The sequence below is a fragment of the Flaviaestuariibacter amylovorans genome, assembly GCF_039541815.1.
Taxonomy (GTDB): Bacteria; Bacteroidota; Bacteroidia; order Chitinophagales; family Chitinophagaceae; genus Flavisolibacter; species Flavisolibacter amylovorans.
The window spans coordinates 21315-46733 of the sequence record NZ_BAABGY010000026.1 but is presented as its reverse complement, the minus strand read 5'-3'; the positions used below and the strand labels follow the sequence as shown (position 1 = coordinate 46733).

Below are 25419 nucleotides of genomic sequence, written 5' to 3'. Positions count from 1 at the left end.
GTGCGAATAAGTTAATGTGCTAATAGAGGGACAGCTCGTAGAAACTGGGACTCGACTTTATTGAAAGGAAAGCAACGGTCGCTCTGAGCGCCCTATTAGCATATTAGCACATCAACCCATTAGCACATTAGCCAATCTCGCTTTCTCCCGGCGAGGGCGTGAATTCCGATTGGTCGCCCGGGTGCTGGAGGTTCAGCTGCGGCGCGCCTTTCGGCGGCTTTTCTTCATCGCGGTCCTTTTGCGCCAGCAGCCACCCCGCCACGGCCGCGCCGATGGCCGTTCCGACGCCGAGCAGGATCCAGTATTTCGTTTTCATTCCTCGATACTTTTTAAATAGATAAAGTTGCCGGGCCGCAATGGGCGGCCTCCCCTAATTTTATGCGATAATCAGGCCAATGGAGATCCAATCGGTAGGCGTTTGCGGCGCCGGCACCATGGGGAGCGGCATCGCACAGGTGGCGGCCGCCGCCGGGTTCCCCGTCGTATTGTACGAATTGAACGAAGCCGTGCTCGAAAAAGCGCGCGCCGGAATCACGAAGAGTTTAGGGTCGCTGGTCGATAAGGGCCGGATGACGGCCGGGGACCGGGACGCGGTGCTGGCGCGCATCCGCTTCAGCAGCAACCTGTCCGACTGCACCGGCGACCTCATCGTGGAGGCCATCATCGAAAAGCCCGAAGCCAAGGTGGCGCTTTTCACTGCGCTTGCCGGATACAACAGCCCGCAGGCCATCTTTGCCTCCAACACCTCGTCGCTTTCGATCACGGAGCTCGCCCGGCAGCTGCCCGGCCCCGAGCGCGTGGCCGGACTGCACTTCTTCAACCCCGCCCCGCTGATGAAGCTGGTGGAGGTGGTGAAAGGCGCCGCTACGAATGAAGGGGTGATGGACACGCTTGAACGCTTTACGAAGGCCTGCGGCAAGGTGCCCGTACGGTGTGCCGATGCGCCCGGCTTTATCGTGAACCGCGTGGCGCGGCCCTACTACATCGAGGCCCTGCGCCTCGCCGAGGAAGGCGTGCCCTTCGAAACGATCGACGCCCTGCTCGAAGCCCGCGGCTTCCGGATGGGCCCCTTCAAACTCATGGACCTCATCGGCAACGACGTCAACTTCGCCGTGAGCACTTCGGTATGGGAGCAGCTCGGCCGGCCCGAGCGCCTGCGTCCGTCCGACATTCAGAAGGAAAAGGTCGACAGTGGCAACCTCGGCAAGAAAACGGGGAGCGGATACTATCACTACTAAAACAGGTTTTTAAGGTTCTTAGGGTTCTTCGGGTTTTGCGCGTTGGTTCCTGTAACCTTCCGCACCCTCAGCGCCCTCAGCACCTTCAGAACCATGAGAACCTTACGAACGAATGATTTTAGTAACCGGCGGCACCGGCTTTTTAGGTGCGTACATCATCCGCGAGTTGCGGCGTCAGGGCCTCCCGGTGCGCGCGCTGCGGCGCACGGCAAAGCAACCCTTCTTTATCGACCCTTCGGTGTGGCAGGGAGTGGAATGGGTGGACGGCGATGTGCTTGATATCGGGTCGCTTGAAGACGCGATGCAGGGCGTTACCGGCGTGGTGCATGCGGCGGCGGTGGTCTCCTTTCACGGTGCGGACCGTGCCCGGATGCTGCAGGTGAATATAGAGGGCACGGCCAACGTGGTGAACGTAGCGCTCGAGAACGGGATGCCCCGCCTCCTGCACGTCAGCTCCGTGGCAGCACTCGGCCGCACCCGCGCGGGTGGCGTCGTGAATGAAGACAAGAAGTGGAGCGAGAGCAAAAGCAACACCCAATACGCCGTGTCGAAGCATCGCGCCGAGATCGAGGTGTGGCGCGGGTTTGCCGAAGGCCTCGAAGGCGTCGTCATCAACCCCAGCACCATCCTTGGCTTCGGCGACTGGCACCAAAGCTCCTGCGCCATCTTCCGCAACGTGTATAAAGGCATGCCGTGGTATACCGAAGGCATCAACGGCTTCGTAGGCGTGGAAGACGTAGCCCGTGCCACGGTGCAGCTCCTGCAATCCGGTATTACCGAGCGCCGCTTTATCGTGAACGGCGAGAACTGGACCTTTCACCGCCTGCTCGATACTATTGCCACCGGCTTCGGCACGCGCAAGCCCTGGCGGCATGCGTCGCCCGTCCTCGGCGAGCTCGCCTGGCGCATCGAGGGCATCAAGTCGCTCTTCTCCGGCGGCAAGCCGCTGCTCACGAAAGAGTCGGCCCGCGTGGCCCACAGCCGCACCGAGTTCGACAGCAGCGCGCTGCTCGAAGCCCTGCCGGGCTTTTCCTATACGCCACTCGACGAGCTGATCCCCGTGGCCTGCAAGCTTTACCAGCGCGCGCTGGGCGAGGGGCTGCTGAAGGTATAACCGGTGTGTACTGTTGGTCCTGCCTGCGGCAGGATATTTCACGCGACGACGCAACGGCGCGACGACGCAGCGCTTTTATTTTATGTTGCGCGTCGTAAGGCAATCTGCTCTGTTGTTAAATCCTTTGCGTTTCCTGTCGCACCTTGGTAGCTACACCCTTGCTTAATTGAGGGAGGCGGGGGCGCAAGTTCAATTTTCTGTTGAATCATCATCCGCTGCGTCGTCGCGCCGTTGCGTGAACAACGTGAGCGAAGCGAACGCCGGTCGCGCATTTGCCGCCTGTCCCGCCAAAGGCGGGATGAAACCGCACACCCCGGCATGCAACGAAATCGCCACGATGCCCTTCTTTAAGACACGCTATCTTTACCCGTATCGTATGAAAAAACTGTCCTTCCTCCTCCTTGCCCTGCTGTGCGCTACGCTTTCCTTTGCCCAGGGCATCCTTACCGGCACCGTCACGGATGCCGACAACGGCCAGCCTCTTGAGGGCGCTTCCGTGTTTGCCCAGAACACCACCGTGGGTACCCTCTCCAAAAACGACGGCTCGTACCGCCTCTCCCTCGGCAAGGGTGGCTGGGAGCTCGTCGTCTCCTACACCGGCTATGTGTCCGAGAAGATCAACGTGGACCCCACCGGCGACCTCGTGCGCAACATCGCCCTGAAGAAGGAGGACAAAAGCCTCACGGAGGTCGTGATCCAAAGCACCAACGAAGTGGCCGACGGCCTTGCCAAATATGGCGACTTCTTCCTGGCCCACTTTCTCGGCAAAACGGCCAACGCCGCGCAGACGAAGCTTGAAAATCCAGGGGCGCTCCGCTTCTTCTACTACAAGCGCTCCGACAAGCTGAAGGTGTTCGCCTCCGAGCCGCTCCGCATCAGCAACAACGCGCTCGGCTACCAGCTGCAGTACAACCTCGACTCCTTCGTGTATTACTACAAGACCGACGTGAACTCCTACCGCGGCTCCTGCCTTTTTATGCCGATGGATGGCGACGCCACCCAGAAGGCCGCCTGGGAAACCGCCCGCGACGCCGCCTACCGCGGATCGCGCCTACACTTCCTCCGCGCCTACTACGACAGCGCGCTCAAGCAGGAAGGCTTCGTGGTGAACATCTCCCTCAAGAGCAACCCGTCGCAGTTCGGTATGCTGAGCAATCCCTACGACACAAGCTATTACTACACCGACAGCGCCGGCAACGTGGAGCTCTGGTTCCCGCGCAAGGCCTCCATCTCCTACATGAAGGCGAAGCCCGAGCCCGCTTACATCGAGGAAGCAAAACTGCCGAAAGACTTTCCGGCGCAGGTCACCTACGTGGACCTGCTCGACGGCATCCTGATTCGTCCCAACGGCTACTTCACCGACCAGGGCTCCTGGGTGAGCCAGGGCTACTGGAGCTGGAAAAACCTCGCCGATCAACTCCCGTACGACTACGAACCGAGGGAGTAGGGCACGCAGAACACGCAGAAGACGCGGAATATACTTTTTGCTTTATGGCCGGCAGTCTGCACGATTGCCGGCTTTTCTTTTCGGCAGGTGCTGCAGGTGGTGGTTGCCGCTAAAAATGCCGGCAGGCTGATGGTGCCCGTTTTTCGGATAAAACGCGGAAGAGGGATGATTTTGGTTTGAGGCTATGGTCTCTCGCTTTCGCTTCCGCGTTTTATACTAAACTGGCCAAACAGCAGACAGGTATTGCTTTAGAGGAACTACTGCACTCTCGGCACCCCCACAATCAGGATGATCGCATAGAAAAGAAAACGTCGCCCGGAAGGAAATAGCTTCCGCGTGTTCCGCGCATTCCGCGTGCCACGAAAAAACCCACGGGCTCCGTGGGTTTCGAATGTGTTCGGTGTGTCGGCGGCTTAGTGCGACAGGTTGATCAGCACCACGAGGAACAGCAGCACGCAAAAGAGGCGGAGAAGGCTGCGGAGCGCGTGGGGCGAAAAGAGTTCGTTCATAAGGCGGTGGTTTTTCTGGCTTGGGCAAAGGTCCTGCCGCAAACCCGCGCAAGACGCCCGGCGTAGCCGGATCCGCCCCTTCGTTCGGTGAATTCCGCCGGATCGTCGGTGAAACCGGAAACGCCCTAAATCGAGGCGGGACGCGGCTTTCCGCCGTTGCAAAGCTCATCAGATGGCTTCTGCTTAGCCCACCCTAAGGGCTTACACTCTACGCGTCGGTCCGGCCCGGTTCAGAAGCAGGCGCAGCCTTTTACTTCCTCAGAGGGCGAAGCGGCCTCGGTGCACCACGGGCTCCCGAAGCTTCAGGGCGGAGCAGGGGCGCCGGCCCCGTCTGTCGTGCTTGCACGGTCCCATGGGCAGAGATCGAATAACTCAAACAGCCGCTCAGCAAGAAATCTCAAATCTGAAATCATAAAACTGAAATCTGAGATCAGACATCTGAGATCCCTTAACTTGCTCCCGCGCACATGAAGCTCCTCAGCCCCGTCATATCCCGCTTTGCCCGCTTCCGGCTCTGGTCCATCGACCAGTGGCGCCACGACCCCGTGGTCACGCAGCATAACGTGTGGCAGGACCTGCTGGCGGCCGGCCAGTTCACGGAGTATGGCCGCGCGCACGGCTTCTCCTCGGTGCAGTCGCTGCGCGACTTCAAAGCGCGCGCGCCGCTGACCGAGTACGACGACCTGAAGCCCTACATCGAGCGCATGCTGCAGGGCGAGGCCAACCTGCTCTGGAACACGCCCGTGACCTGGTTTGCCAAGAGCTCCGGCACCACCTCCGACAAGAGCAAGTTCATCCCCGTGTCGGAAGAGAGTCTCAAAGACAACCACTACAAGGCTTCCAAGGACGTGCTGTCGATGTACTACGCCGCCAACCCCGACTCCGACCTGCTGACGGGCAAGAGCCTCGTCATCGGCGGCTCCCACCAGGTGAACCAGCTCAACGGCGACATCCACTACGGTGACCTCAGCGCGGTGGTGATGCAGAACTCGCCCTTCTGGACCAACTGGATCCGCACGCCCGAGCTGCCCATCATCCTCATGGACGAATGGGAATCCAAGATCGAGAAGCTCGCGCAGCATACGATCTCCGAGAATGTGACCTCGATGGCCGGCGTGCCCACCTGGCTCATGGTGCTGCTGCGGCGCATCCTCGAGATCACGGGTAAGCGTACCATCAAGGAGGTGTGGCCTTCGCTCGAGCTCTACATGCACGGCGGCGTCTCCTTCGTCCCCTACCGCGAAGCTTTCCAGAAGCTCATCGGCGCGCCCATCAACTACCTCGAGATGTATAACGCGTCGGAGGGCTTCTTTGCCGCGCAGGACGCGCTCGGCGTCGACGGGATGCTGCTGATGCTCGACCACGGCATTTTCTACGAGTTCCTGCCCGCTTCGGAGTGGGGCTCCGCCAATCCCCTCACCCTGCAGCTGAACGAGGTGGAGTTGGGCACCAACTACGCCCTCGTCATCTCCACGAACGGGGGGCTCTGGCGCTACCTGCCGGGCGATACGGTGCGGTTTACGTCGCTCGATCCCTACCGCATCGTGGTGTCGGGGCGCCTCAAGCACTTCATCAACGCCTTCGGCGAAGAGCTCATCATCGACAACTCCGACAAGGCCATCGCCGAAGCCTGCCGCGCAACGGGCCTTACCGTACTCGATTATACCGCGGCCCCCATCTACTTCTCGGAGGGCGCCAATGGCGCGCACGAATGGCTCATCGAGTTCGCGCAGCCGCCCGCCGACCTGGATGCCTTCACCCGCCTGCTCGACGCCTCCCTGCAAGCCACCAACAGCGACTACGAGGCGAAGCGCTATAAGGATATTGCCCTCCGCCTGCCGCTGGTGCAGGCCGTGCCCGCCGGCACCTTCGAGCGCTGGCTGGCCGCCAAAGGCAAGCTGGGTGGCCAGCACAAAGTGCCCCGCCTGAGCAACGACCGCGGGGTGCTGGAAGAGATCAAGGCGGCACTCACCGAACGCTGAGCCCGCTTCAGGGCCTCTATTTCCCCTTTGGGCTTAATGTGCCGCCGCAACGGGGAGTCATCGGTTTTTATAGGCGAACTTTGGGCAGCAGGGCACCCTTGTGTCCGGCCGCCGCCTATGCTGCATGATCAACTGACTGCTACCTCCGAACTTGCGCTCCTGCTGGCCGATGCGATGCCCCAGCTGGTTTGGATCGCCGATAAGGCGGGCGCCGTCACCTACTTCAACAAGCGGGTGGAGGAGTTCGCCGGCGCGCGCCGCGGGCCCGGGGGGTATTGGGAATGGCAGGACATGATCCATCCCCACGACCTGCCGGCCACTGCCGCCGCCTGGTCGAGCGCCATGAGCACCGGCACCTGCTTCGAGGTAGAGCACCGCATGCGCCGCGCCGATGGCTGCTACGAGTGGCACCTCACCCGCGCGCTCCCGCAGACCAACGCGGAAGGTATCGTACAGCACTGGTTCGGCACTGCCACCAACATCCACCAGCAAAAGCTCGCGCAACAGGTGCTCTGCGAAAGCGAGGAGCGCTTCCGGCTGCTCACCAACTCCATCCCCCAGATCGTGTGGACAACAGGCCCCGAGGGCAAGACCGAATTCATCAACGACCGCTGGCTCACGTATACCGGGCAACAGGCCGCCGATACCGATGGCCGTATGGTGATGATGCACCCCGACGACCTGCCGTTTATAATGGAATCCTGGCAGGAGGCGCAGCGGGCCGGCGCCAGCGCCGAGTGGGAGTACCGCCTGCTCAACCAGGACACCGGTCGCTACCGCTGGTTTGCAGCCCGCATCCTGCCCCTCAAAGACGAAACCGGCACCGTGTTGAAATGGATCGGCGCCGCCACCGATATCCAGAACCTGAAGGACACGGCCGGTGAGCTCGAGCGCCAGGTGGCGGAGCGCACCCGCGAGCTCCACCGCCTCAACGCGGCACTGGAGGCACAGGCGGAGGAACTCCGCCGCTCCAACGAAGACCTCGAGCAGTTCGCCCACGTAGCCTCGCACGACCTGAAAGAACCCCTGCGCAAGCTCCGGACCTTCGGCAACCGCATCGTCACCGACTACGGTCACCTGCTCCCGGAGAAGGGTGTCAGCTTCCTCGGCAAGATGGAGGCCTCGGCGGCCCGCATGGGCCAGATGATCGACGGGGTGCTGCACTACTCGCTGCTCGGCAGCATGGAGCAGCGCCTCGTGCGGGTAGACCTCAACGAGGTGCTCACTCATATCGAGGCCGACCTCGAAGTGCTGGTGCAGCAAAAGAGTGCGCTCCTCGTGCGCACGCCGCTGCCGGCCGTAGCGGGCGTGCCCGTGCTGCTCCACCAGTTGTTTTACAACCTGATCCAGAATGCGCTCAAGTTCAGCCGCGCCGGCGTGGTCCCGGAGATCGAGGTATCGGTGACCGATGTTCACCCCTGGGAGCGCCAGGAGCCGGGCTACGTGGCCATCCGCGTGTGCGACAACGGCATCGGTTTCGATCCCCAGTTTGCCCGCAGCATCTTCAAGACCTTTACCCGCCTGCATTCGCAGGATCACTATGAGGGTACCGGCCTCGGCCTGGCGCTCTGCCAGAAGATCGTGCAGCGCCACCGCGGCCGCATTCGGGCCGAAGGCACCCCCGGCGCCGGCGCCACGTTTACGGTGTTGTTGCCGACGGAAGGAGAATGAGGACAAAGGTTTAGGAGGTTTAGAAGGTTGGGAGCCAGCACGAGGTTTGCGGGGATGCCCATTTGTGCGATGGGCATGTTTCACTCCGGTATGGTAACGAATATAGTCGAAGCGGCTTCCGGATCAAGATTTTGCTGGAGCCTCATGAAGCGTGCGCTGTTCCCGCAGTGGCGGAGAAGAGGAAGGCTGTTCCTGTCAGGCATTTCGATTCACGTTTTACGGCGAAGAGTAGAGATAGTATTTTTTTGACGACTTCCTGCCTTCCGCAGCAACAAGAAATCTTGTTTTCGAAAGAATCGCGTACCGATATTTTTTTGCTGCTCAATATTCAGGCAATGCACTTCTGGCAACACCGACCAACCTTCTAAACCCCCTAAACCATCTAAACCTTTCTTATCGGTTTCTCATCCGTGCCGCGGCCGCCTTTCCCAAATGATATTGCAGCCGTAAAAGAAGGTACTCGGTCGGGACGGGCTTCGCCAGCACGTCGTCGGCGCCGAAGAGGGCAGCGCGGCCGTGGTGGCAGTCGTAGCCCGTTTGCAGCAGCACCTGCACGCCCGGTCGGGCTTCCAGCATCTTGATGGTCCAGCACAGCCGGCGGCCGTCCTCACCACCCACATTGATGTCGATGAGGTAGATGTCGGGCGCGAAGTCGTGCCGCAGCTCCTCCGCCTCGCGCAGCGAGGCAGCCGTTTCCACGACATAGCCGGCTCCTTCGAGACAGCGCTCGAGCAGCATCAGCAGGTCCACGTCGTCGTCGACGATGAAGATCCGGAAGGGTTGGGTGTCGGGCATAGGAGCGGCAACGGGCGGTGAACAATGTTGGGGGCGCGGTTGCTCACAGGAGTATGGATCGGGTGAGGTGGAAAGTTCGGCTGATCGGGATCGGTCTTTCGGCAGGATCGGATCTGGGGTTGGCTTCTTCCGGATAAGGACATGGGTCGCTGGTCGTTACCAGCCGGCTTCCGGGAACAAAGCTAACGGCGGGCGCCGGCGCGCGCAAGCGCAAAAATGACCGATTTCAGGGGCGCGCTTTTACGATGCCGGGCGGGAAACTACGGCCCCGCGCGCGTTCCCGAAGGAGTTCCGGTAACCGGGAACGGGCCTGCCGGGCGGGACTTATTCGTAAAAATGCGTATATTCCTTAGTAAATTCCCCAACCAACTAAAAGCCTGCTATTATGAGAAGAGTCATCCTGCACCTCTTATGGGTGCTGCTGGGGGCCTCGTCGCTCCAAGCCCAGAATACCTACAACATCCTGAGCCTTTTTCCGCACCACGACAAGTGGAAGCACTACGTGATGGACGTCGAGCGCGGGAACATCCGTCCCGGCGGCCGCCTGATCGTTTGGGAGAAGAACGGTGGCAACAACCAGCTCTTTTACTATGATGCGGCCACGCGCACCATCCGGGTGGGCGTCAACAGCGGACTCGTGCTCGACGTGGCCGGCACGCCGAACAGCCAGATGGGGTTTGTGGCGGGCGACGTCATCCTGTGGAACTACAATGGCGGCAACAACCAGAAATGGGCCATAGAGGCCGTTCCCGGCGAGAGCTCCTTCTACCTTCGTAACGTGCAGACCGGCACCTACCTCGTGCACCAGACCTCGGGCTCTGTGGGCCAGGCCTGGAAGCTGCACATGGGCAGCCGCGGCGGGGCCAACAGCAAATGGCGCCTCCCCGACGCCCTCGGCACCAGCAGCGGCGGCAGCACCGCCACGGCCAACTTCAAGAAGCTGCGCGACGTGCTGCCGAGCCCTAACGCGGCCGGCGTATACATCATCAGTAAATCCTGGTTCGGCAAGATGCACACCCTCGACGTAGAGGGCGGCAACATGCGCGAAGGCGGGAAGCTCATTGTGTGGCAGCTCGACAACAACCGCCCCGCCAACCAGATGTTCGTGATGGAAGGCGGCGTTGTGCGCCTCATCAACAAAAGCCTCTACCTCTCCTTCAACGGTAACAACGAGGTGGTGCTGACCACCAACCGCGCCCGCGCCGCCAACTGGGCTGTGGAGCAGAACAAGACCAGGGGCTCCTTCCGCCTGCGCGACCAGGGCGGCCGTGGCTACCTCGCCCACAAAACGAAGGGCGACGGCCTTGGCGGGTCGGGCAGCTGGAAATGCATCGTCACCAACAGCAGCACCGACACGCATATGGAGTGGACGGAGGGCATGCCCGTGAACGACAGCCAGGTGGCCACGATGCGCAGCAATGGCCTCGCCCCGGCTGCCAGCGGCAGCCCCAAGCCGGCGCTCCTCGGCAACCCGCCGGCTGCGGCGATCATCGCCAACGGTGGTGGGAACATCATCGCCAATGGTGGTGGTAACGTAGTGGCCAACGGTGGCGCCAACATCATCGCCAATGGCGGCAACAACATCATTGCGCTTGGCGGTGGCAACATCGTAGCCTTGGGAGGCGCCAATATCATTGCGCCAGGAGGCGGCAACTAGCGGCGATCCGCCGACGTAGAAAAGCAGGCTCCCGCGAGCCTGCTTTTTTTATGCGTGCCGCCGGTGCAACCCGAGTTGGCTTGGGGGTACAAGATCTGCCTGTGGCGGCAATGCAGGAAACGGATCGCCGTGTCTCCCTGCCGCAGTGCCGCCGTGTGAAACAACCGCCGCTTGCGGCACTCATTCTCTTTTCCTGAACCACCGCTCCACCTGCACCGATACAAAGTAATTCCGTCCCGGCGCCGCATTGTAGTACCGTCCCCCGAACCCGTTGACGTCGTTGCCGAGACTGTAGCGCTCGTTGAGCAGGTTGTCGGCGCCCGCCGACACCTTGATGCCCACGCGCGCGCCCACCGCCCCCTGCCAGCCCACGCGCGCGCCCACGAGGTGGTAGGCCGGCGCCCAGGCGCTGTTGGCGTCGTTGAGCGGGAGGCGGGCACTGTAGAAATACGTAGCGCTCAGGAAGAGCCGTTCCTGCCACCACAGGTCGGCGCCGGCCGCCACTGTATGTGGCGCCACGCCCGGGAGCGCATTGCCCGAATAGTCGTTGTTGACCTGCTTGAAGTCGGCATAGCGGAAGCGGTGCCAGGTATGGCTCGCCCACAGCACGCTCGACGGTGAGAAGAAGCCGCGGGGCAGCGCCCAGCGGAGCGACGTCTCCAGGCCCTGCTGCCGGGTGCGGCCGGCATTGACGAAGTAGTCGCCGCCGCCGGCCGTGCGCCGCTGCACGATGCTTTGGCGCAGCGCAAACGTAAAGGCCGTGACGTCGAAGCTGAGGCGGTGGCCGAGCGCGCCCTTGACGCCGGCTTCGAAGTTGTTGCCTTGCTCCGGCTGAAGGTCGGGGTTGATGGCGCCGCCGGTGGGCAGCAGCTCGGCGGTGGTGGGCGGCGAGAACCCCTTTGACCAGGCGGTGTACACGTTTACCGGTCCCAGCTTGCGGAGCAGCGCCACCCGCGGCGCCCACTGCCGGAAGCTCCGTGCCTGCGGGCCGGGCGTGCCGGGGCCGAAGCGCTGGAAGCGCACGCGCCCGTTGTTGAAGGAACCGCCTGCCGTCATCGTCCAGGGACCGGCGTCGACAACGGCCTGTAGAAATACGATCGTGGCCTGGTTGCGGATCTCGTCGCTTGTGCGGAGGCTGTCGGCATGCCCGCCGCTGTTCTTGTAGATCGACACTGAGGTCTGTCCCTGCTGCCACTCCGTACCGCCGTCGAGCCGCAGCGTGGCGGACCCGACGGGTACTTCGTACTGCAGGGTGCTGCGGAGCCCGCCGTGCGGCTCCAGGCTGCGGTCGTAGGCCCGGATGTTGGGATTGCGCAGCTCGGTGAAGGCGCCATAGGCGGCGATCTTCTGGCGCAGCCGCGGCAGCAGCGGTACTTCGTAGGAAAGACCCGCGAGGAGTCCCTGCTGGCGCACGGCGGCGCCGGCGGCGACGGCGCCGGGAAAGGCCCCGCCACCCGGGCGGGCGCCGCGCGGATCCTGCCGGAACTCGGCCTCGGTAAGGGCCCCCGGCGTCTGGTAGTGCAGGTCGCTGAAAAGAAAGGTCGTTTTGAGCACGCGCCCAGGCGCGGAGCCGAACTGCCCGCTCCAGCTCAGCACATTGCGGCGCAGCGCCGAGTGCGTGCGGTAGCCCGCGCTCTCCTGGTGCTGGAAGCCCACCTTGCTGCGCCCGTCGTCGTTGCCCGTGAGCACCCGCCCGTAGGCGTTGTGCCCGCCGTACGATCCCGCTGTATACTCGGTCATCAGGCCGGGGCGCTCGCCCGCGCCGAGGCTTTCGATGAGGAGGGCGCCGCCGGTGCCCGCGCCATAGAGCGAGGAGCCCGGGCCGCGCAGCACCTCGAGGTGGTGAATGTTGTAGTAGCCCAGCGCGTTGAGGTGGGTATGCCCGCCGGGGTCGGTGATGGGCAGGTCGTTGAAATACACCTTCACGTTGCGGACCCCGAACGGCGAGCGAAGGGCCGAGCCGCGGATGTTGATCCGGTAGGAGCCGGGCGAACGCTCCTCCATCCGCACACCGGGCGTTGTGTTGACGGCCGACACCACCGATGCCGGGCCAAACCGCTGCAGGGCCGCGGGGCCGATATACTGCACGGCGGCCGGCACGTCGCGGCCGAGGCGCTGCTGCTCGAGGGTGCGCACACGCACCTCCTGAAGCACGGCAGGCCGGAGCGAATCGGGCTCCTGTGCCCGGAGGCCGGCAGGGAGAAGTAAGAGGAGGACAAGCGGGCGAGCGGTTCGGGGCATAAAGCGATGGTTAAGGTCGGCGCGGGCCGGATGGGGAAGTGGCCGTAATTGTTAAGCTTTCTTCAAAAACGCGTCGCCGGGCGCTTTATGATGCCGCTTGTAAAGGCGGTGCGCGGGGCAGCGGCCGGGTGCCGGACGGGCAAGGGCAAAAAAACCCGGCCACCGGGGGCAGCGCGGCCGCAGGGAGTGAGCTGCCCGGGCGCCCTTCGCAGAAAAGGGCATGTAATTGGTACTACAGAAGGGTGCGAAACCTGTCTGGACCCTGAAGAACGAAGCCACCGGAGGGCGTTTCCGCCTAAAATGCACTAAGCTATGTCGGATCGATTTTACCTGTTGCGCAATAACCGGGAAACAGGCCCATTTACACTTGATGAATTATTGCAACAATGCCTCCTCGCCGGCGACCTCGTGTGGGTAGAAGGCAAGAGTCAGAACTGGGAGTACCCCTCCGAGGTGCCCGTTGTGCGCGAGGCGCTGCCGAAGGGCTATTCGCTCTCGCCGGTAGCCCCCACCGAGCCAGCGCCTGCCGGCCCGCAGCACGCCAGCGACAAGGAGCTCGCCCTTCGCGCGGAGCAGTTGCGCCGCCGTGCGCTGGCAGCGCTCTACCAGCAGCACCCCGAGCCCTTCCAGGCCGAGTCGCGGCCCAACGGCCTTTCGTCGGCGCCCGTATATGTGCGGGACGAAGACGCCGTGGAGCTCGTGGTGCACCGCCCCGATAAGCGCGGAGCCATCGCCGAGCTGTTCCTCTTCGGCACCATGGGCGCCCTTGCCGTGCTTGGCTGGCGCAGCGGCCTGTTTGCCAACCTGGTGCAGCGCAGCCCCGAGGTCAGCACGGTGGCCACCCGGCTCGTTAACGAAGACCAGCGTGCCGCCGCGGCCATCCCCGTAGAGCAGAAGGCCTCGCTGCTGGCCCCCCTCGCCGCCGGCACCGCCGCTGCGGCAGCCGACAGCAGCGCGCGCACCGATTCTGCTACCCTTTCCGACTCCGCCGCTGCGGCAGCCGCCAACTACCTGGCCCGCACCCCGCGCTCGGCGCCGCGCCGGCAGGTAGTGGCCCCCCGCACCGACAGCCCGCTGGTGGATGCCCCGGATGTAGCCACCGTGCCGGCAGCCGGCAGCAACAACAGCAATCCCGAGCCGGCGAAGAAGGAAGCGGAGCCGAAGAAGGAGACCGTGCGCAGCAATGTGGCGGAGCCGGAGAAGAAGGAAGTAGAAAACAACACGGCAGCCGCCGAGCCCAAGAAGCCGGAAATGGCCACTGCGGAACCCGAAAAGGCGCGCACCGGACTCGGCAAGGTGTTCCAGGGACTGTTCGGGAAAAAGAAGAAAGACAAGCGCGCCGATAGTACCGCGAGGGATTAATGGGGTAATGTGCTAATGTGCTATTGGGGTAATGGGATGATGGGGTAATGCAGTCCGATGTATGGCTCTGACCATTTTAGTGGGATAGTAATCAAAGCCGCTGCGGCATTTGGTGGACGACGTTTCTAAACAGAGCGCAATCGTACATTGGTCGCATCATAACAGCAGGAGGTGGTGACAGAAAAAAGTCTGTAAGTAAAACACGGCTGCCGGGTATTGGAGCAACAGGGTCATCCGCGTTGATTGTATCGATCATAATGATCTGCGTTCCTTCTCTCTGCAACTTCGATCTGACGATCTTCTCTAAATGAATACAAGCGCCCGGATAGGGGCGCTTTTTTGTTGCCGGGCTGGAGGCGTATCTTTCGGCTCCAGACAAATCTTTTCTGTTATGCGCAACATATGGATGCTCCCGCTGCTCCTGCTTGCCCTCCCCGTGGCCGCCCAGAAGCGCGGTGCGGGACCCGAGCTCGGCGACCCCAAAGCGCTTGTGCGCAGCAAGCTCGAAGCCTACCGCTCCGCCAACGGGGGCGTCTTCACCGACGAAGACTCCGTGCTGCGCCTTACGTTGCCCGGTGATACGCCCGACCGCACTGTGCACTTCGCGTACCTGTTCGACGGGCGCGCACGGCTCCGCGCGTATAGTTATTCGGGCTGCGTGCCCTGCATCGGGCAATACCGCACCGGCATCCTTAACGACAAAAAGGAGGGGTGGCGGCAGCGGAACGACAGCACCTGGCATGCGGCACGCGGCCGGAAGGTGCTCCGCTGGCAGCAAGGCGCGTCCGGACCTTTCTTTACGGTGGAGCGCGCGCAGTAACGGTAGCCCTATTTCCCGGCCCACAATCCCATCATGCGCGTTCCGTTCCTGTTCCTCTCTGCTTTTATTGCTGCGGCGGCAGTTTGAGCGGGAGGCCTCCGGACGGTAGCGCGAACGTCGCCCGCTCCCATGGCCGAAATCCGTATCTTGAGGAAGCACCTGATGAAAGATCCCATGAACCGGACCGGTTACCTGCTCCTATTGCCTTTGCTCGGCGCGCTCCTGAGCACCTGTTGCATGGGCACAAAATGCGACCCTACTGATCTTGGCGCCGGCATCCGGTTCCGGAATGCGGCGGGGACCGACCTGCTCTTCGGTCCCGGCCGCGCATATGACCCCGACTCGGTACGGCTCTACTCGGTAACCGGCGGAGATACCCTCCGGCACGATGCCTTCGCGGGCAGCTATTCCAACGCAAGCGCCGACAGCCTGCTCTTCGTGAGCTTCCGGTCCGAGCGTTATGAGACCGTATATGTTGCCTTTGGCGCTGACGTGGATACCCTGCAGGTCGCATATGCCCGGGACGACGGAGGCGCATGTTGCCCCGACAGCTACCGCGTGCAAATCCTGCACTACAACGGCGCCCCGGTGCCGCGCAACAGCGCTAACCAATACCTCATCCGGAAATAACACCGCACCGCAATGCCCGCTTCCCGCCACCTGCATCCCCGAAAGACCTTACGCCTGCTCGCCACCTTCTACGGGAGCTACGCGCCTGCGTCGCTGCTGCTGACCGCAGCTTGCGTCGTGCTCTTCCGGCAGCACGGGATCTCCATTTTCGGAACGCTCTTCTGGTTGAAGCTCGCCACCCTGGGCGTGCTGTACCACTTTACGAATCAGCGCAAGGCGAAGCAGTATTTCTACTACCGCAACCTCGGGCTGTCGAAGGGCCTGCTCTGGGGCGCCACGCTCACGTTCGATTTTTTGTTGTTCCTCACCGCCATCATCCTCAGCTACCGGTTATCATGACGCACCACCTCGAAGCAGACAGCATCCGCCTGCAGTTCGGCGACCGCACAGTCCTTTCGGGGGCCTGGCTGAAGTGCAGCACGGGCGGCATCACCGGGCTCCTCGGCCGCAACGGGCAGGGCAAGAGCTGCCTCCTCAAGATCATCCACGGCAGCCTCGACGCGGAGAAGTCGGTGCGGATCGACGGCAGCGCGCAGTTCGCGGCCTTCCGCCGTCCCGACCTGCTGCAATACGGGCCGCAGTTCCACTTCGTGCCGGGGCACCTTTCCGTGGCCCGCGTGCTCGACGATTTCGGGCTGCCCTACGCCGCGTTCGCGGAGCGCTTCCCGGAATTTGCCGGGCGCGAACGGCATCGGGTGCGGCAGCTATCGGGCGGTGAGCGCCGCCTCCTGGAGCTGTACGGGCTCGTGATGTCGCCTTCGCTGTTTGCCCTCCTCGACGAGCCCTTCACGCACCTCAACCCGTTGCAGATCGAGAAGGTGAAGGAGCTGCTCGTGGAGCGGAAGGCGCACAAGGGTTTCCTCGTAACCGATCATCTTTACCGCCACGTCATCGACATCTGCGACCCGCTGTACCTGCTCGTGGACGGCCGCACGCACCTCGTGAAGCAACTGGAGGACATCGAAACGATGGGCTACGCGCGGTTGTAGGGGGAACACGGATGACACAGACGCTACGGATGGATACGGATCTGTGCTCATCCGTCTCATCTGTTTTATCCGTGTTCCTGCATCGGATGCGCCGGACCAAACGAATCTTCGACGTGAAGGATTATCTTGGCAACTGCTCCCATTTATGAACCGCATTAAGCTCCTTTCCTTCGCCGCCACACTGCTGCTGTATACCCTGCTGGTCTACCGCATCAACTTGTTCGATCACATCGCGCTCTTCGCGGGCATCTTTGCCGCAACACTGGCAGCCGGCATCGCGCTGCGGGCCGCCCGTTCCGACGAGCGTCGCGCCGCCATCGGTTGGGGACTCGTGTATGGCTCGCTGGTAGCCTTCGTATTGCTTGCCGTGCTCGTAACCTGGATGATGCGCTTACACTGATCTCCGGAATGACAGCTGCGCTCTTGCCGCCCTGAGCTTGCCGAACAACAACAACCCGAAATGACAACGAACTTCTCCACCGTAGACGACTATATCGAAAGCTTTCCGCCCGACGTACAGGCACTACTTCGTGAGCTGCGCGCCGTCATCCGCGCCGAAGCCCCCGGCGCGGCAGAGAGTATCTCTTACGGCATGCCGACGTACAAGATCGCCGGCAAGCCGCTGGTGTATTTTGCCGCTTTCAAAAAGCACATCGGCTTCTACGCCACGCCCACCGGCCACGCCGCCTTTGCCGCCGACCTCGCTCCCTACAAGCAGGGCCGCGGCTCGGTGCAGTTCCCGCTCGGCAAGCCGCTGCCCTTCGACCTCGTGCGCCGCATCGTGGCGTTTCGCGTCGCGGAGCGCGCGTAGTTCAGCGGCAAGGCCCGTGTCGATGATCCCGGGCCGTCGTGCGCACAGCTTCGCCGGGCATCGCTACATTTGGTGCTCATGAGCCTCAAACGCTTCCTGCCCTTCGAATCATTCACCCTGCGCACAAAGCTCCCGGCGGCCGAAGTGCTGCGCCGCATCCACGAGGCGACCGGCCCTCCGGCACCGTTCGGGTCGGGAAAGAGCGCGGCAACGCCCTATACCGGCCGGGTGGGACCTGCGTCGTTCGAGATCAGCCGGAATATCGACTACCGCAATTCCTTCCTGCCCACCATCCGCGGGCGCATCGGCACCTATATCGGGATGACAGAGGTGACGGTGCGGATGCAGCCGGCCACCGCCGTGCTCGTGTTCATGGCCTTCTGGCTCGGCGCCGTCGGACTCGTATGCGTCGGGATACTGGCGGCGGCGGTGCTGCATTTCGATCAGCTGCTGCGGGAAGGCTTCTCACCGATGCTGCTGATCCCCTTCGGGATGTTTGCCTTCGGCTGCGCCCTCGTCACGCTCGGGTTCCGGGGAGAGAGCCGGCAGTCGAAGCAGTTCCTGCAAACGCTGCTGGAAGCGGAGCGCACACCGGCGTAGCCTCCCGCTGCACCCGTGCGCAGGGTAGTGTTCCGTATTATTACTAGCTTTCCATCTCGTCCGCTTATGCACAGACTCCTTTATCTTTTGCTTCTGCTTTCGCTTCTTGCCGGTTGCCGTCCTTCCGGCGCCGGTAGTGACGAAACCATCCTCGGCCTTGCCTGCGGCATGTGCGACGGCAACTGCTTTTCGGGCATCCGGATGCGGAGTGGGAACATGGAGCGGTTCGCAGCCCCGCGCATCGGCGCCCTGGACCGGGCCCGGCTTTCAACTGCAAGCCCGGAGGAGGCGCAGCGCTTCAATCGGCTCATCAAGTTATTACCGCCGCGGCTCGACCGCTACCCCAACCGGATCGGTTGCCCCGACTGCGCCGACCAGTGCACGATCTACCTGTCGGTACCCACTGCCTCCGGAAACAAGACCATTGAGCTCGACCCGAACCAGCATCCGCCGGAGTTTGCACCCTTCGTGAAGGCCTTCATGGAGCACCCGCCGCTGTAAGCAGCGCGTAGCGGCTACCACCCGGAGGCAAGCGTGGGCCCGGGGCCTGCGCCTCTACCTATTAAGACACAACGGCGCAACGCAGAAGTTGCCCCTCTGTCAAGCTGCGCCTGTTGCCGAACCTCTTTTCCGAATGCCTTTGTGCCGTCGTGCCTTCGTGCCGTCGTGTGCCAGGGCCGCCTGCGGCCCTCACTAACGCTACGGCCCACGGGTTGCGGCTTTTGGCGTGGCCCGGTGGCACAAATCAGCAATCCATACAGGCTATCTCCGGGGTTCATCGCTGCCGCCTGCGCCATACCCGCGATGAGTTGTAGCTTTCGTACCGCAACATCAACCCTCACGCATGAAATTTCTCCTTTCACTCTTTTTGCTGTGCTTTCTGCTGCCCGCGCAAGCCCAGGGCGATGACGCCGCGCTCGAACGCGCCCTCTTCGACCTGCCGGGTGTTCAGTTCCAGCGCTACGCCGACCCGAAAGACGGGCGCACCAAATTCATCCTGCAGGTGAAGCAGCCGCTCGACCACCAACATCCGGAGCGCGGGCACTTTTACCAGAAGGTAGTGCTCACCCACAAGGGCTTTGCCCTCCCCACCGTGATGGAGACCGAAGGCTACGAGGGCCGCAACTCGGGCAACGAGATCGAAAAGCTGCTCGGCGCCAACAACCTCAACGTGGAATTCCGCTACTTCGGTACCTCGCGCCCCGATTCGCTGCAGTGGCAGTACCTGACGATCGAACAAGCGGTAGCCGACCTCCACCACATCCGCACCCTCTTCGCCCGCCTGTATCCCAACCAGTGGGTCACCACCGGCATCAGCCGCGGCGGGCAAACGGCCATCTACTACAAGCGCTTCTACCCCGACGACGTGTCCCTCGCCATTCCCTATGTGGCGGCCATCCCCAACGGCCCCCAGGACCCGCGCATCTACACCTTCCTCGACACGGTGGGCACGCCCGAATGCCGGCGCAAGCTCTTCGAGGTACAGAAGTTCCTGCTGCAACACCAGGACGCCGCCGTGAACAAGCTGAAGTGGTATGCGAAAGGCAAGGGACTTACGTTCACGCATTTCGGGAGCCTGGAGAAGGCCTTCGAGATGTACGTGCTCGAGTATCCGTTCTCGTTCTGGCAGATCGGCTTCACGCCCTGCGAGGCGATCCCGACGAACCGCAACGTGGACGACTACCTCGACCACCTGCTGACCGGCGTAGGCGGTATCGAGTTCATGGCCGACAAGAGCATCAACCAGTGGGCGGCACACAGCTATATGGCCCGCACGCAGCAGGGGTATTACGGCTACGACCTGGCCCGCTACCGCAAGTACCTGCGCCATGTAAAGGGCCCCAACCCTTCCGGCGCGCTCGTGCCCGACTCCCTGCCCAACACGCCCTACGACCCCGACTTTACCGCCGGCGTGCTGCACTGGCTCGAAACCCAAGGCAACGGCCTCCTGTATATCTACGGAAGCACCGACACCTGGTCGGGGCCGCGCGTGATTCCGTCGGCCGCGGTAAATGCGAAGAGCTTCCTGATCCCCGGCGCCAACCACTACGTGGCCCGCGTGAAGGCGATGTCGCCCGCGATGCAGCAGGAATTCGCCGACGCTATCACCCGTATGACGGGGCTCCCGGTGAATCTCGGAGCGCTGAAGAAGTAAAGGATCCCATCGGGCACCGGTCGGCGCGCGATTGCCGCATTGCGATCAGCAGCTGGATCGACGAACGAACAGCGACAGTCGAGAAGGCGCTCCCAGCACGGGGAGCCTTTTGAATTTTGCCTTTTGAATTTTGCCTTGATCGGCCACGGCCGTGCGGCTACTTGCTGTACGTGTCGCTCCGGAAGGAGTTCCTGCTCGTTATCAAGGCGGGTGCAAAAACCCACAAGCTGCCGGTGCGCGAGCTGGCGGCGCAGGGCCGGCTTGCGGAGGCCGAACGCTTCCTGAGCGAGCGGCTCGGTACCTACGTGTGGGCTTAGCACCCTGCTTTCGCCGGGACCCATCGGCGCCCGGCCTCCCGGGCCGTTGCGCGCACCCGGGTATGCCGTAGCTTTAGCGAACTATGACCATCAGCACCACGCAAACCTACCCCGCACCCGCGGCCGCGCTGTGGCCCCTGCTCTTCGGCTCCCGCATGGACCGCCGTCATCCTTGCCGGCTCCTCTGCGGGTTGCCCAAGCCGGTGGAGTGCCGGCTCGCGGAAGCCGAGGGCGGCGTCGGCAAGACCCGCGAGTGCGTTTCCGACAAGGGCGTCATCCGGCAGGAGATCACGGCGTGGGTTCCCAACGAGCTGCTCGCGTTCGAGCTCAAGGAAACAAACCTGTACTTCGGCCCCTGCGTGAACAGCATCAGGGAGCGGTTTGAGCTGAAGGCGCTGCCGGGCGGCGGCACGTCCATCACCCGCACCACCGACTTTCGGATCCGGCGCCCCTTTCGTTTGCTGCTGGCGCTGCCGATGGCGATCGGCCTGAAGAACATACATTGGTACGTGTTCCGGAACTGGAAGCAGCTTTCGGAAGAGGCCCGCGCATAAGCTCCCGATATGAAGACACTTGTAGTACTACTGTCGTTGCTCATCTGCATGCCGGCGCTCGCGCAAGACACGGCCACCGTGCGCGCCACCGACCGGATCGTGGCCGGCATCCGGCGGGAAGCAAAGGAAGCGGAGCATTTTCGCTGGCTGATGAGCCACTTCCAGGTGTACCGCATCGACACGGCGCTGACCCTTATCAGGCACCGGAGCAAGAGCGCGCCCGGTGACCTCATCGAGAATTACTACCTGAAAGACGGCGCGCTGGTCTATTACACCCGCGAAGCCCTGAAACCGTATTTGTACGGAAAGGACACGGCGCTCCTGGGATGCTACTACTTCGGCGGAGGGCGCCTGAAGCACCGCGTAGTCTACGAGGTTGGGCCACAACCCGGTTTGGCCGAAGTGGAGAAAGGGATACTCGCCCGGTATTACAGCGCGCTTGCGCGGTTTCAGGCCTACCAGGAACGAAGCCAAAGTTCAAAAGTCAAAAGTCAAAAACGTTAGCGGCGCAGGCGGCGGGGGGCAGGTGCCATCAGCCGGCGTCAGCCTTTTGCCTTTTGAACTCACCCACCCGCCTTCCCTAACTTTAGGATCCGAACAATCAACCCGATTCCGATGCGTACCCTTTTCCTGCTCACCCTGCTGCTTTGCTTCTGCACGTCGCGGGCCTTCGCGCAGGACGGCACCCCCGATCTTACGTTCAATAGCGCCGACAGCGGGCACTACCGGGGCGACGGCGCCCTCGGGGCCGTGTACGTCACCCTGCCGCTCCCTGATGGAAAGCTGCTGCTGGGCGGCTACTTCGTTTCGTACAACGGCTCGAAGCAGCAAAAGCTCGTGCGCCTCCACCCCGATGGCCGCCTCGATACGACCTTCAACCAGGGCGGCACGGGCGTCAACGGCAACGCGGTGCGCGCCCTCGCCTTGCAGCCCGACGGCAGGATCCTCGTGGCCGGCGAGCTTATCAGCTACAACGGCGTTCCCAGCCAGGGCGTACTTCGCCTGCATCCCGACGGCAGCCGCGACGCCTCCTTCGCCACCGCCTTCATCGCCAATGCGGGCGTAGGCCTCCGCGCGCTCGCCCTGCAACCCGACGGCAAGATCCTCATCGGCGGCGACCAGTACTCGGTGGGCGGCGTCGCCAGCCGCGGGATCAGCCGCCTCAACGCCGACGGCTCCCTCGACAACAGCTTTACCGGCGCGGCCGGGCAGGGCACCGTACTCTCGGTGGCCCTGCAGTCGACGGGCGCGATCCTCATCGGCGGCTCCTTCGAGGAGTATGGCGGTGTTACGAAGCGCTACCTCGCCCGCCTGCAACCCAATGGCAGCCTCGACGCAGGCTTCCCGGCCGGTCCGACGCCCGACGCATCCGTTTCCACCATCGTACCGCTTGCAGGCGACGCCCTGTATATCGGCGGCTCCTTCGGTACGCCACGCCCGCGCCTCGCGCGCCTGCTGGCCGACGGCAGCCCCGACGCGACCTTCGTTCCCGATCCGAACCACACCCAGCCCACCGTGCTGGCCGTGGCACCGACGGCCGACGGTAAGGTCCTCATCGGCGGACTCGGCAACGGCCTTTACCGCCTCCTCACCAACGGCACGCGCGACGCCGCATTCAATGCCAACGCCGCCATCGGCGGCTACATCCAATACAGCGGCGGCACCCTCGGCGCACAATACAACGTGGCCTATGCCATCAGCGCGCTGCCCGGCGGCAGCTACATCGTAGGCGGCGAGTTCAGCCAGTACGGCGATACGGTGGTGAACGGGATCGTGCGCATCAGCGCGGCCGGCTACCGCGACGGCTCCTTCAACCGCGGCTCGGGCGCCAACAACGGGATCCTCGCGGCGGCCCCGCAGGGCGACGGCAAGCTGGTTGTGGCGGGCTACTTCACCGCGTTCAACGAGAAGACCGTCAACGGCATCACCCGCCTCCTGCCCGACGGCACCCCCGACCCGGCCTTCAACGTGAACGGGCGCGGCGTGAAATGGGACGCGGCCATGGGCGAGATCCAGGCAACGGTGGTGCAGCCCGACGGCGCCATCCTCATCGGCGGCAACATCAACCGCTACAACGGCGCCGTGGTGCGGCACCTGGCGCGCCTCCTGCCGAACGGCTACCTCGACAACTCGTTCAACCCCGGTGGCACGGGCGTTGGAGGCGGTACCGTATCGGCGATCGCCCTTCAGCCCGACGGCAAGATCCTCATCGGCGGCTCCTTCAACCAATACAACGGCCATTTCACGCGCCTCGTGGCCCGCCTGCTCCCCGACGGCTCGGTGGACCCTGCCTTCACGGCGCCCTTCTCCGGCGCCAACGCTTACGAGGTGGACGCGGTGCGGGTGCACCCCGACGGCAAGCTGGTGGTGACGGGCAACTTCGAGCTGTTCTCCTCCGGCGTACGCCGCCACGTGGTGCGCCTGCTGCCCGACGGCAGCGTCGACGCCACCTTCGGGATCGTGAACAACCGCGTGCACGGGATCGAGGTGCAGGCCGACGGCAAGCTGCTGCTGGCGGGCGAGTTCAGCCAATACAACAACACGGGCGTTTCGGCGCTGATCCGTATAAATACCGACGGGACGGTCGACCCTTCCTTTGCGGCAATGCCCGCCGGCACGCGCTTCGGCCCGGTGCTGGCACTACCCGGCGGCAAGCTGCTGGCAGTGGCCACGGGCTATTTCGGCGGCGACACAACGCGCATCCTGCGCCTCAACGCCGACGGCACGCTTGACCCCACTTTCGCGCCCGTGCTCGCGTCGCGCCCGCCGGGCTCGGCCCTCGCCAACTACCCGCTTATCCGGTTGGCGCTGCAGGCGGACGGCCCCCTGCTCGCCTACGGGCTGTTCACCCAATTGAACGGCACCGGCCGCAACCGCGTGGCGCGCATCGGCAATACGGTGGCGCCGCAACTTACCCTCGGCAACGTGACTCCGCTGACGCTCTGCGCGGGCTCCAACATCCAGGTGCCCTTCCAGCACTACGGACTGCCGGCCGGCAGCATCATTACGGTGCAGCTCTCCGATGCGTCGGGCAGCTTTGCGAGCCCGGTGGCGATCGGTAGTTCTACGGGAACGGCGCAGGGCATCATCACGGCGGGCATCCCAGCGGGTACGGCGGCAGGCACGGGCTACCGCCTGCGGCTCGTTAGCGGGGCGCTCCTGAGCGCCGACAACGGCGCCGACATCGCGATCTCCGCGGCGGCCTCGCAACCCACCTGGAACGGAGCCGTGAGCACCGACTGGAACGACGCGCGCAACTGGTGCGGCGGCGTACCCGCGGCCGGCACCGACGCGTTGATCCCTGCCGGAGCCGCACGCGTGCCGCTCGTATCGAACAACGCACAGGTGCGGCACCTCACGGTAGCCGCAGGCGCCACGCTCAGTATGAATACGGTGAGCTATATGACCCTCTTTGGCAACCTCACGGTGCAGGGCAACTTCGCGGCTTCGGGCGGACTGAACTTCCGCGGCACGACGCCGCAATCGGTGTCGGCCCTCACGGTGGCCCGCATGGAGGTCAACGGCGCGGGCGTGCAGCTCGCCGGCCCCGTAACGCTGACCGGAGCGCTGACGCTGACGCAGGGCCACATCACGCTCGGCGACCAGGACCTGACGCTCTCCGGTCCCGTCGCATTCGGCTCGCCGGCGGCCCACGTGATCACCAACGGCACGGGCGCCCTGCGGGTAACGGGTGCGAGCGGCATCTACAATTTCCCGGTGGGTGCTGCGGCCGCCACCTACAACCCGATCACGATCACCGACTATACGGGCCGCAGCTTCCGTGTGCAGGTGCGCAACAGCATCGCGCCCGCCATTACGTCGCCGCTGCGGGGCGTGAACCGCACCTGGATCGTGACGCCCTCGGCTGCTTCCGCCACGCCCGCCTCGGTGCAGCTCACCTATGCCGACGCGGAGGGCAACGCGCAGTTCGTGCCCGGGGCCGCGATGGATGGCGCCATCCACAACGGCAGCGGCTGGAACCTGCTGCCCGCGGGCGGGCTTACGGTATCGGGCACGCCGGCGCAGCGCTTCGCCACCTTTTCGACGGCGCAGTTCGGGCCGGTCGTAGTGGGCAACGCGGGCGCCATCGGGATGACGACGGCGCTCGACCCGCGTACGGTATTCGACGGCAGCGCTTCGCTGCGCCCTGCGCTCGTGCGCGGTGCTTCTACGGAACTACTCGTGCGCACACCGCAGGCTACACGGGTGACCTGGCAGCTGCTCGACGCGGGCGGCGCGGTGCTCCGGACCTTTGAGCAGGTGCTGCGCCCCGGCGACAACCGCCACCCCCTCGCCACCGGCGCCCTTCCCGCGGGTGTGTACGGCCTTGTAGGCACCACGTCGAAAGGACAACGCATCGTGCTCCGGCTCGTAAAGCAATAAGGAGAACGGAACGATGAATGCCCCCGGTTCCGGGGGCATTTTTGTTCCGTTCCGGTGGCGACGGACGGATCAAAGGAGCCGTTTGGTGAAGGTCCGTTTCGGCAGCATGCCGGGTTTCCGGCAGGAAACCGGGCCCGCTAAACC

At 63.6% G+C, this 25419-nt stretch carries 23 protein-coding genes; 20 read left to right on the top strand and 3 right to left on the bottom strand.

Annotation, left to right across the window (positions count from 1 at the left end; translation table 11 throughout):
* Positions 1-127: 127 nt before the first annotated feature.
* Entirely contained in the window at positions 128-316 is a 189-nt protein-coding gene (locus tag ABD937_RS23730) for a hypothetical protein (RefSeq protein WP_345258571.1), read from the bottom strand.
* 79 nt (positions 317-395) lie between these two features.
* On the opposite strand from ABD937_RS23730, the gene ABD937_RS23725 reads away from it, so the two are divergent.
* From ABD937_RS23725 to ABD937_RS23705, 5 genes are all read left to right on the top strand, one after another.
* Positions 396-1238 carry a 3-hydroxyacyl-CoA dehydrogenase NAD-binding domain-containing protein gene (locus tag ABD937_RS23725; protein ID WP_345258570.1) on the top strand — a complete coding sequence of 281 codons (843 nt, stop codon included), beginning with the start codon at positions 396-398 and terminating at the stop codon, positions 1236-1238.
* Positions 1239-1350: 112 nt separating this feature from the next.
* The gene (locus tag ABD937_RS23720; protein ID WP_345258568.1) at positions 1351-2352 is read left to right on the top strand and encodes an NAD-dependent epimerase/dehydratase family protein; all 1002 of its coding nucleotides are present in this window, start codon (positions 1351-1353) and stop codon (positions 2350-2352) included.
* 376 nt (positions 2353-2728) lie between these two features.
* The gene (locus tag ABD937_RS23715) at positions 2729-3799 is read left to right on the top strand and encodes a carboxypeptidase-like regulatory domain-containing protein (RefSeq protein ID WP_345258567.1); all 1071 of its coding nucleotides are present in this window, start codon (positions 2729-2731) and stop codon (positions 3797-3799) included.
* A gap of 976 nt (positions 3800-4775) precedes the next feature.
* Complete coding sequence (locus ABD937_RS23710; protein ID WP_345258565.1) at positions 4776-6290, top strand: GH3 auxin-responsive promoter family protein; 1515 nt, start codon at positions 4776-4778, stop codon at positions 6288-6290.
* A gap of 117 nt (positions 6291-6407) precedes the next feature.
* Entirely contained in the window at positions 6408-7961 is a 1554-nt protein-coding gene (locus tag ABD937_RS23705) for a sensor histidine kinase (RefSeq protein WP_345258564.1), read from the top strand.
* A gap of 393 nt (positions 7962-8354) precedes the next feature.
* Here the strand turns inward: ABD937_RS23705 and ABD937_RS23700 are convergent, their stop codons facing one another.
* A complete protein-coding gene (locus tag ABD937_RS23700) occupies positions 8355-8756 on the bottom strand; it encodes a response regulator (RefSeq protein WP_345258563.1) in 402 nt (133 codons plus the stop codon).
* Between the two features lie 385 nt (positions 8757-9141).
* Here ABD937_RS23700 and ABD937_RS23695 point away from each other — a divergent pair, with 385 nt between their 5' ends.
* Positions 9142-10413, top strand: coding sequence for an RICIN domain-containing protein (locus tag ABD937_RS23695; RefSeq protein WP_345258561.1), 1272 nt, complete (start codon positions 9142-9144; stop codon positions 10411-10413).
* 180 nt (positions 10414-10593) lie between these two features.
* On the opposite strand, the gene ABD937_RS23690 is transcribed toward ABD937_RS23695, so the two are convergent.
* A complete protein-coding gene (locus ABD937_RS23690) occupies positions 10594-12654 on the bottom strand; it encodes a TonB-dependent receptor (RefSeq protein WP_345258560.1) in 2061 nt (686 codons plus the stop codon).
* A 312-nt stretch (positions 12655-12966) separates the two neighbouring features.
* Here ABD937_RS23690 and ABD937_RS23685 point away from each other — a divergent pair, with 312 nt between their 5' ends.
* The 14 genes from ABD937_RS23685 (at position 12967) to ABD937_RS23620 (ending at position 25275) form a co-directional block, all read left to right on the top strand.
* On the top strand, positions 12967-14016 hold the full coding sequence (locus tag ABD937_RS23685; RefSeq protein ID WP_345258559.1) for a prolipoprotein diacylglyceryl transferase: 1050 nt from the start codon (positions 12967-12969) through the stop codon (positions 14014-14016).
* Positions 14017-14407: 391 nt separating this feature from the next.
* The gene (locus ABD937_RS23680) at positions 14408-14836 is read left to right on the top strand and encodes a hypothetical protein (protein ID WP_345258558.1); all 429 of its coding nucleotides are present in this window, start codon (positions 14408-14410) and stop codon (positions 14834-14836) included.
* Positions 14837-14983: 147 nt separating this feature from the next.
* Positions 14984-15466 carry a hypothetical protein gene (locus ABD937_RS23675; protein ID WP_345258556.1) on the top strand — a complete coding sequence of 161 codons (483 nt, stop codon included), beginning with the start codon at positions 14984-14986 and terminating at the stop codon, positions 15464-15466.
* A gap of 12 nt (positions 15467-15478) precedes the next feature.
* Positions 15479-15805, top strand: coding sequence for a hypothetical protein (locus ABD937_RS23670; RefSeq protein WP_345258555.1), 327 nt, complete (start codon positions 15479-15481; stop codon positions 15803-15805).
* The gene (locus ABD937_RS23665; protein ID WP_345258554.1) at positions 15802-16455 is read left to right on the top strand and encodes an ATP-binding cassette domain-containing protein; all 654 of its coding nucleotides are present in this window, start codon (positions 15802-15804) and stop codon (positions 16453-16455) included. The genes ABD937_RS23670 and ABD937_RS23665 overlap by 4 nt, the downstream gene beginning before the upstream one ends.
* Positions 16456-16600: 145 nt before the next feature.
* Positions 16601-16855: a hypothetical protein gene (locus tag ABD937_RS23660; RefSeq protein WP_345258552.1), complete on the top strand. Its 255-nt coding sequence runs from the start codon at positions 16601-16603 to the stop codon at positions 16853-16855.
* A gap of 60 nt (positions 16856-16915) precedes the next feature.
* On the top strand, positions 16916-17266 hold the full coding sequence (locus tag ABD937_RS23655; protein WP_345258551.1) for an iron chaperone: 351 nt from the start codon (positions 16916-16918) through the stop codon (positions 17264-17266).
* Between the two features lie 78 nt (positions 17267-17344).
* Entirely contained in the window at positions 17345-17866 is a 522-nt protein-coding gene (locus ABD937_RS23650) for a hypothetical protein (protein WP_345258549.1), read from the top strand.
* A 66-nt stretch (positions 17867-17932) separates the two neighbouring features.
* On the top strand, positions 17933-18367 hold the full coding sequence (locus ABD937_RS23645) for a hypothetical protein (protein WP_345258548.1): 435 nt from the start codon (positions 17933-17935) through the stop codon (positions 18365-18367).
* 343 nt (positions 18368-18710) lie between these two features.
* Positions 18711-20021, top strand: a complete 1311-nt coding sequence (locus ABD937_RS23640; protein WP_345258547.1) for a S28 family serine protease — start codon at positions 18711-18713, stop codon at positions 20019-20021.
* A gap of 170 nt (positions 20022-20191) precedes the next feature.
* On the top strand, positions 20192-20338 hold the full coding sequence (locus ABD937_RS23635; protein ID WP_345258545.1) for a hypothetical protein: 147 nt from the start codon (positions 20192-20194) through the stop codon (positions 20336-20338).
* An 83-nt stretch (positions 20339-20421) separates the two neighbouring features.
* Positions 20422-20892: an SRPBCC family protein gene (locus tag ABD937_RS23630; protein ID WP_345258544.1), complete on the top strand. Its 471-nt coding sequence runs from the start codon at positions 20422-20424 to the stop codon at positions 20890-20892.
* Positions 20893-20901: 9 nt separating this feature from the next.
* On the top strand, positions 20902-21396 hold the full coding sequence (locus tag ABD937_RS23625) for a hypothetical protein (RefSeq protein WP_345258543.1): 495 nt from the start codon (positions 20902-20904) through the stop codon (positions 21394-21396).
* A gap of 111 nt (positions 21397-21507) precedes the next feature.
* The gene (locus ABD937_RS23620) at positions 21508-25275 is read left to right on the top strand and encodes a delta-60 repeat domain-containing protein (RefSeq protein ID WP_345258541.1); all 3768 of its coding nucleotides are present in this window, start codon (positions 21508-21510) and stop codon (positions 25273-25275) included.
* The last annotated feature ends 144 nt before the right edge of the window (positions 25276-25419 follow it).

Bases quoted from the DNA above. Each gene is read 5' to 3' on its own strand.
- ABD937_RS23730 (WP_345258571.1), bottom strand. From the start codon at position 316: ATGAAAACGAAATACTGGATCCTGCTCGGCGTCGGAACGGCCATCGGC.
- ABD937_RS23725 (WP_345258570.1), top strand. From the start codon at position 396: ATGGAGATCCAATCGGTAGGCGTTTGCGGCGCCGGCACCATGGGGAGC.
- ABD937_RS23720 (WP_345258568.1), top strand. From the start codon at position 1,351: ATGATTTTAGTAACCGGCGGCACCGGCTTTTTAGGTGCGTACATCATC.
- ABD937_RS23715 (WP_345258567.1), top strand. From the start codon at position 2,729: ATGAAAAAACTGTCCTTCCTCCTCCTTGCCCTGCTGTGCGCTACGCTT.
- ABD937_RS23710 (WP_345258565.1), top strand. From the start codon at position 4,776: ATGAAGCTCCTCAGCCCCGTCATATCCCGCTTTGCCCGCTTCCGGCTC.
- ABD937_RS23705 (WP_345258564.1), top strand. From the start codon at position 6,408: ATGCTGCATGATCAACTGACTGCTACCTCCGAACTTGCGCTCCTGCTG.
- ABD937_RS23700 (WP_345258563.1), bottom strand. From the start codon at position 8,756: ATGCCCGACACCCAACCCTTCCGGATCTTCATCGTCGACGACGACGTG.
- ABD937_RS23695 (WP_345258561.1), top strand. From the start codon at position 9,142: ATGAGAAGAGTCATCCTGCACCTCTTATGGGTGCTGCTGGGGGCCTCG.
- ABD937_RS23690 (WP_345258560.1), bottom strand. From the start codon at position 12,654: ATGCCCCGAACCGCTCGCCCGCTTGTCCTCCTCTTACTTCTCCCTGCC.
- ABD937_RS23685 (WP_345258559.1), top strand. From the start codon at position 12,967: ATGTCGGATCGATTTTACCTGTTGCGCAATAACCGGGAAACAGGCCCA.
- ABD937_RS23680 (WP_345258558.1), top strand. From the start codon at position 14,408: ATGCGCAACATATGGATGCTCCCGCTGCTCCTGCTTGCCCTCCCCGTG.
- ABD937_RS23670 (WP_345258555.1), top strand. From the start codon at position 15,479: ATGCCCGCTTCCCGCCACCTGCATCCCCGAAAGACCTTACGCCTGCTC.
- ABD937_RS23665 (WP_345258554.1), top strand. From the start codon at position 15,802: ATGACGCACCACCTCGAAGCAGACAGCATCCGCCTGCAGTTCGGCGAC.
- ABD937_RS23660 (WP_345258552.1), top strand. From the start codon at position 16,601: ATGAACCGCATTAAGCTCCTTTCCTTCGCCGCCACACTGCTGCTGTAT.
- ABD937_RS23655 (WP_345258551.1), top strand. From the start codon at position 16,916: ATGACAACGAACTTCTCCACCGTAGACGACTATATCGAAAGCTTTCCG.
- ABD937_RS23650 (WP_345258549.1), top strand. From the start codon at position 17,345: ATGAGCCTCAAACGCTTCCTGCCCTTCGAATCATTCACCCTGCGCACA.
- ABD937_RS23645 (WP_345258548.1), top strand. From the start codon at position 17,933: ATGCACAGACTCCTTTATCTTTTGCTTCTGCTTTCGCTTCTTGCCGGT.
- ABD937_RS23640 (WP_345258547.1), top strand. From the start codon at position 18,711: ATGAAATTTCTCCTTTCACTCTTTTTGCTGTGCTTTCTGCTGCCCGCG.
- ABD937_RS23630 (WP_345258544.1), top strand. From the start codon at position 20,422: ATGACCATCAGCACCACGCAAACCTACCCCGCACCCGCGGCCGCGCTG.
- ABD937_RS23625 (WP_345258543.1), top strand. From the start codon at position 20,902: ATGAAGACACTTGTAGTACTACTGTCGTTGCTCATCTGCATGCCGGCG.
- ABD937_RS23620 (WP_345258541.1), top strand. From the start codon at position 21,508: ATGCGTACCCTTTTCCTGCTCACCCTGCTGCTTTGCTTCTGCACGTCG.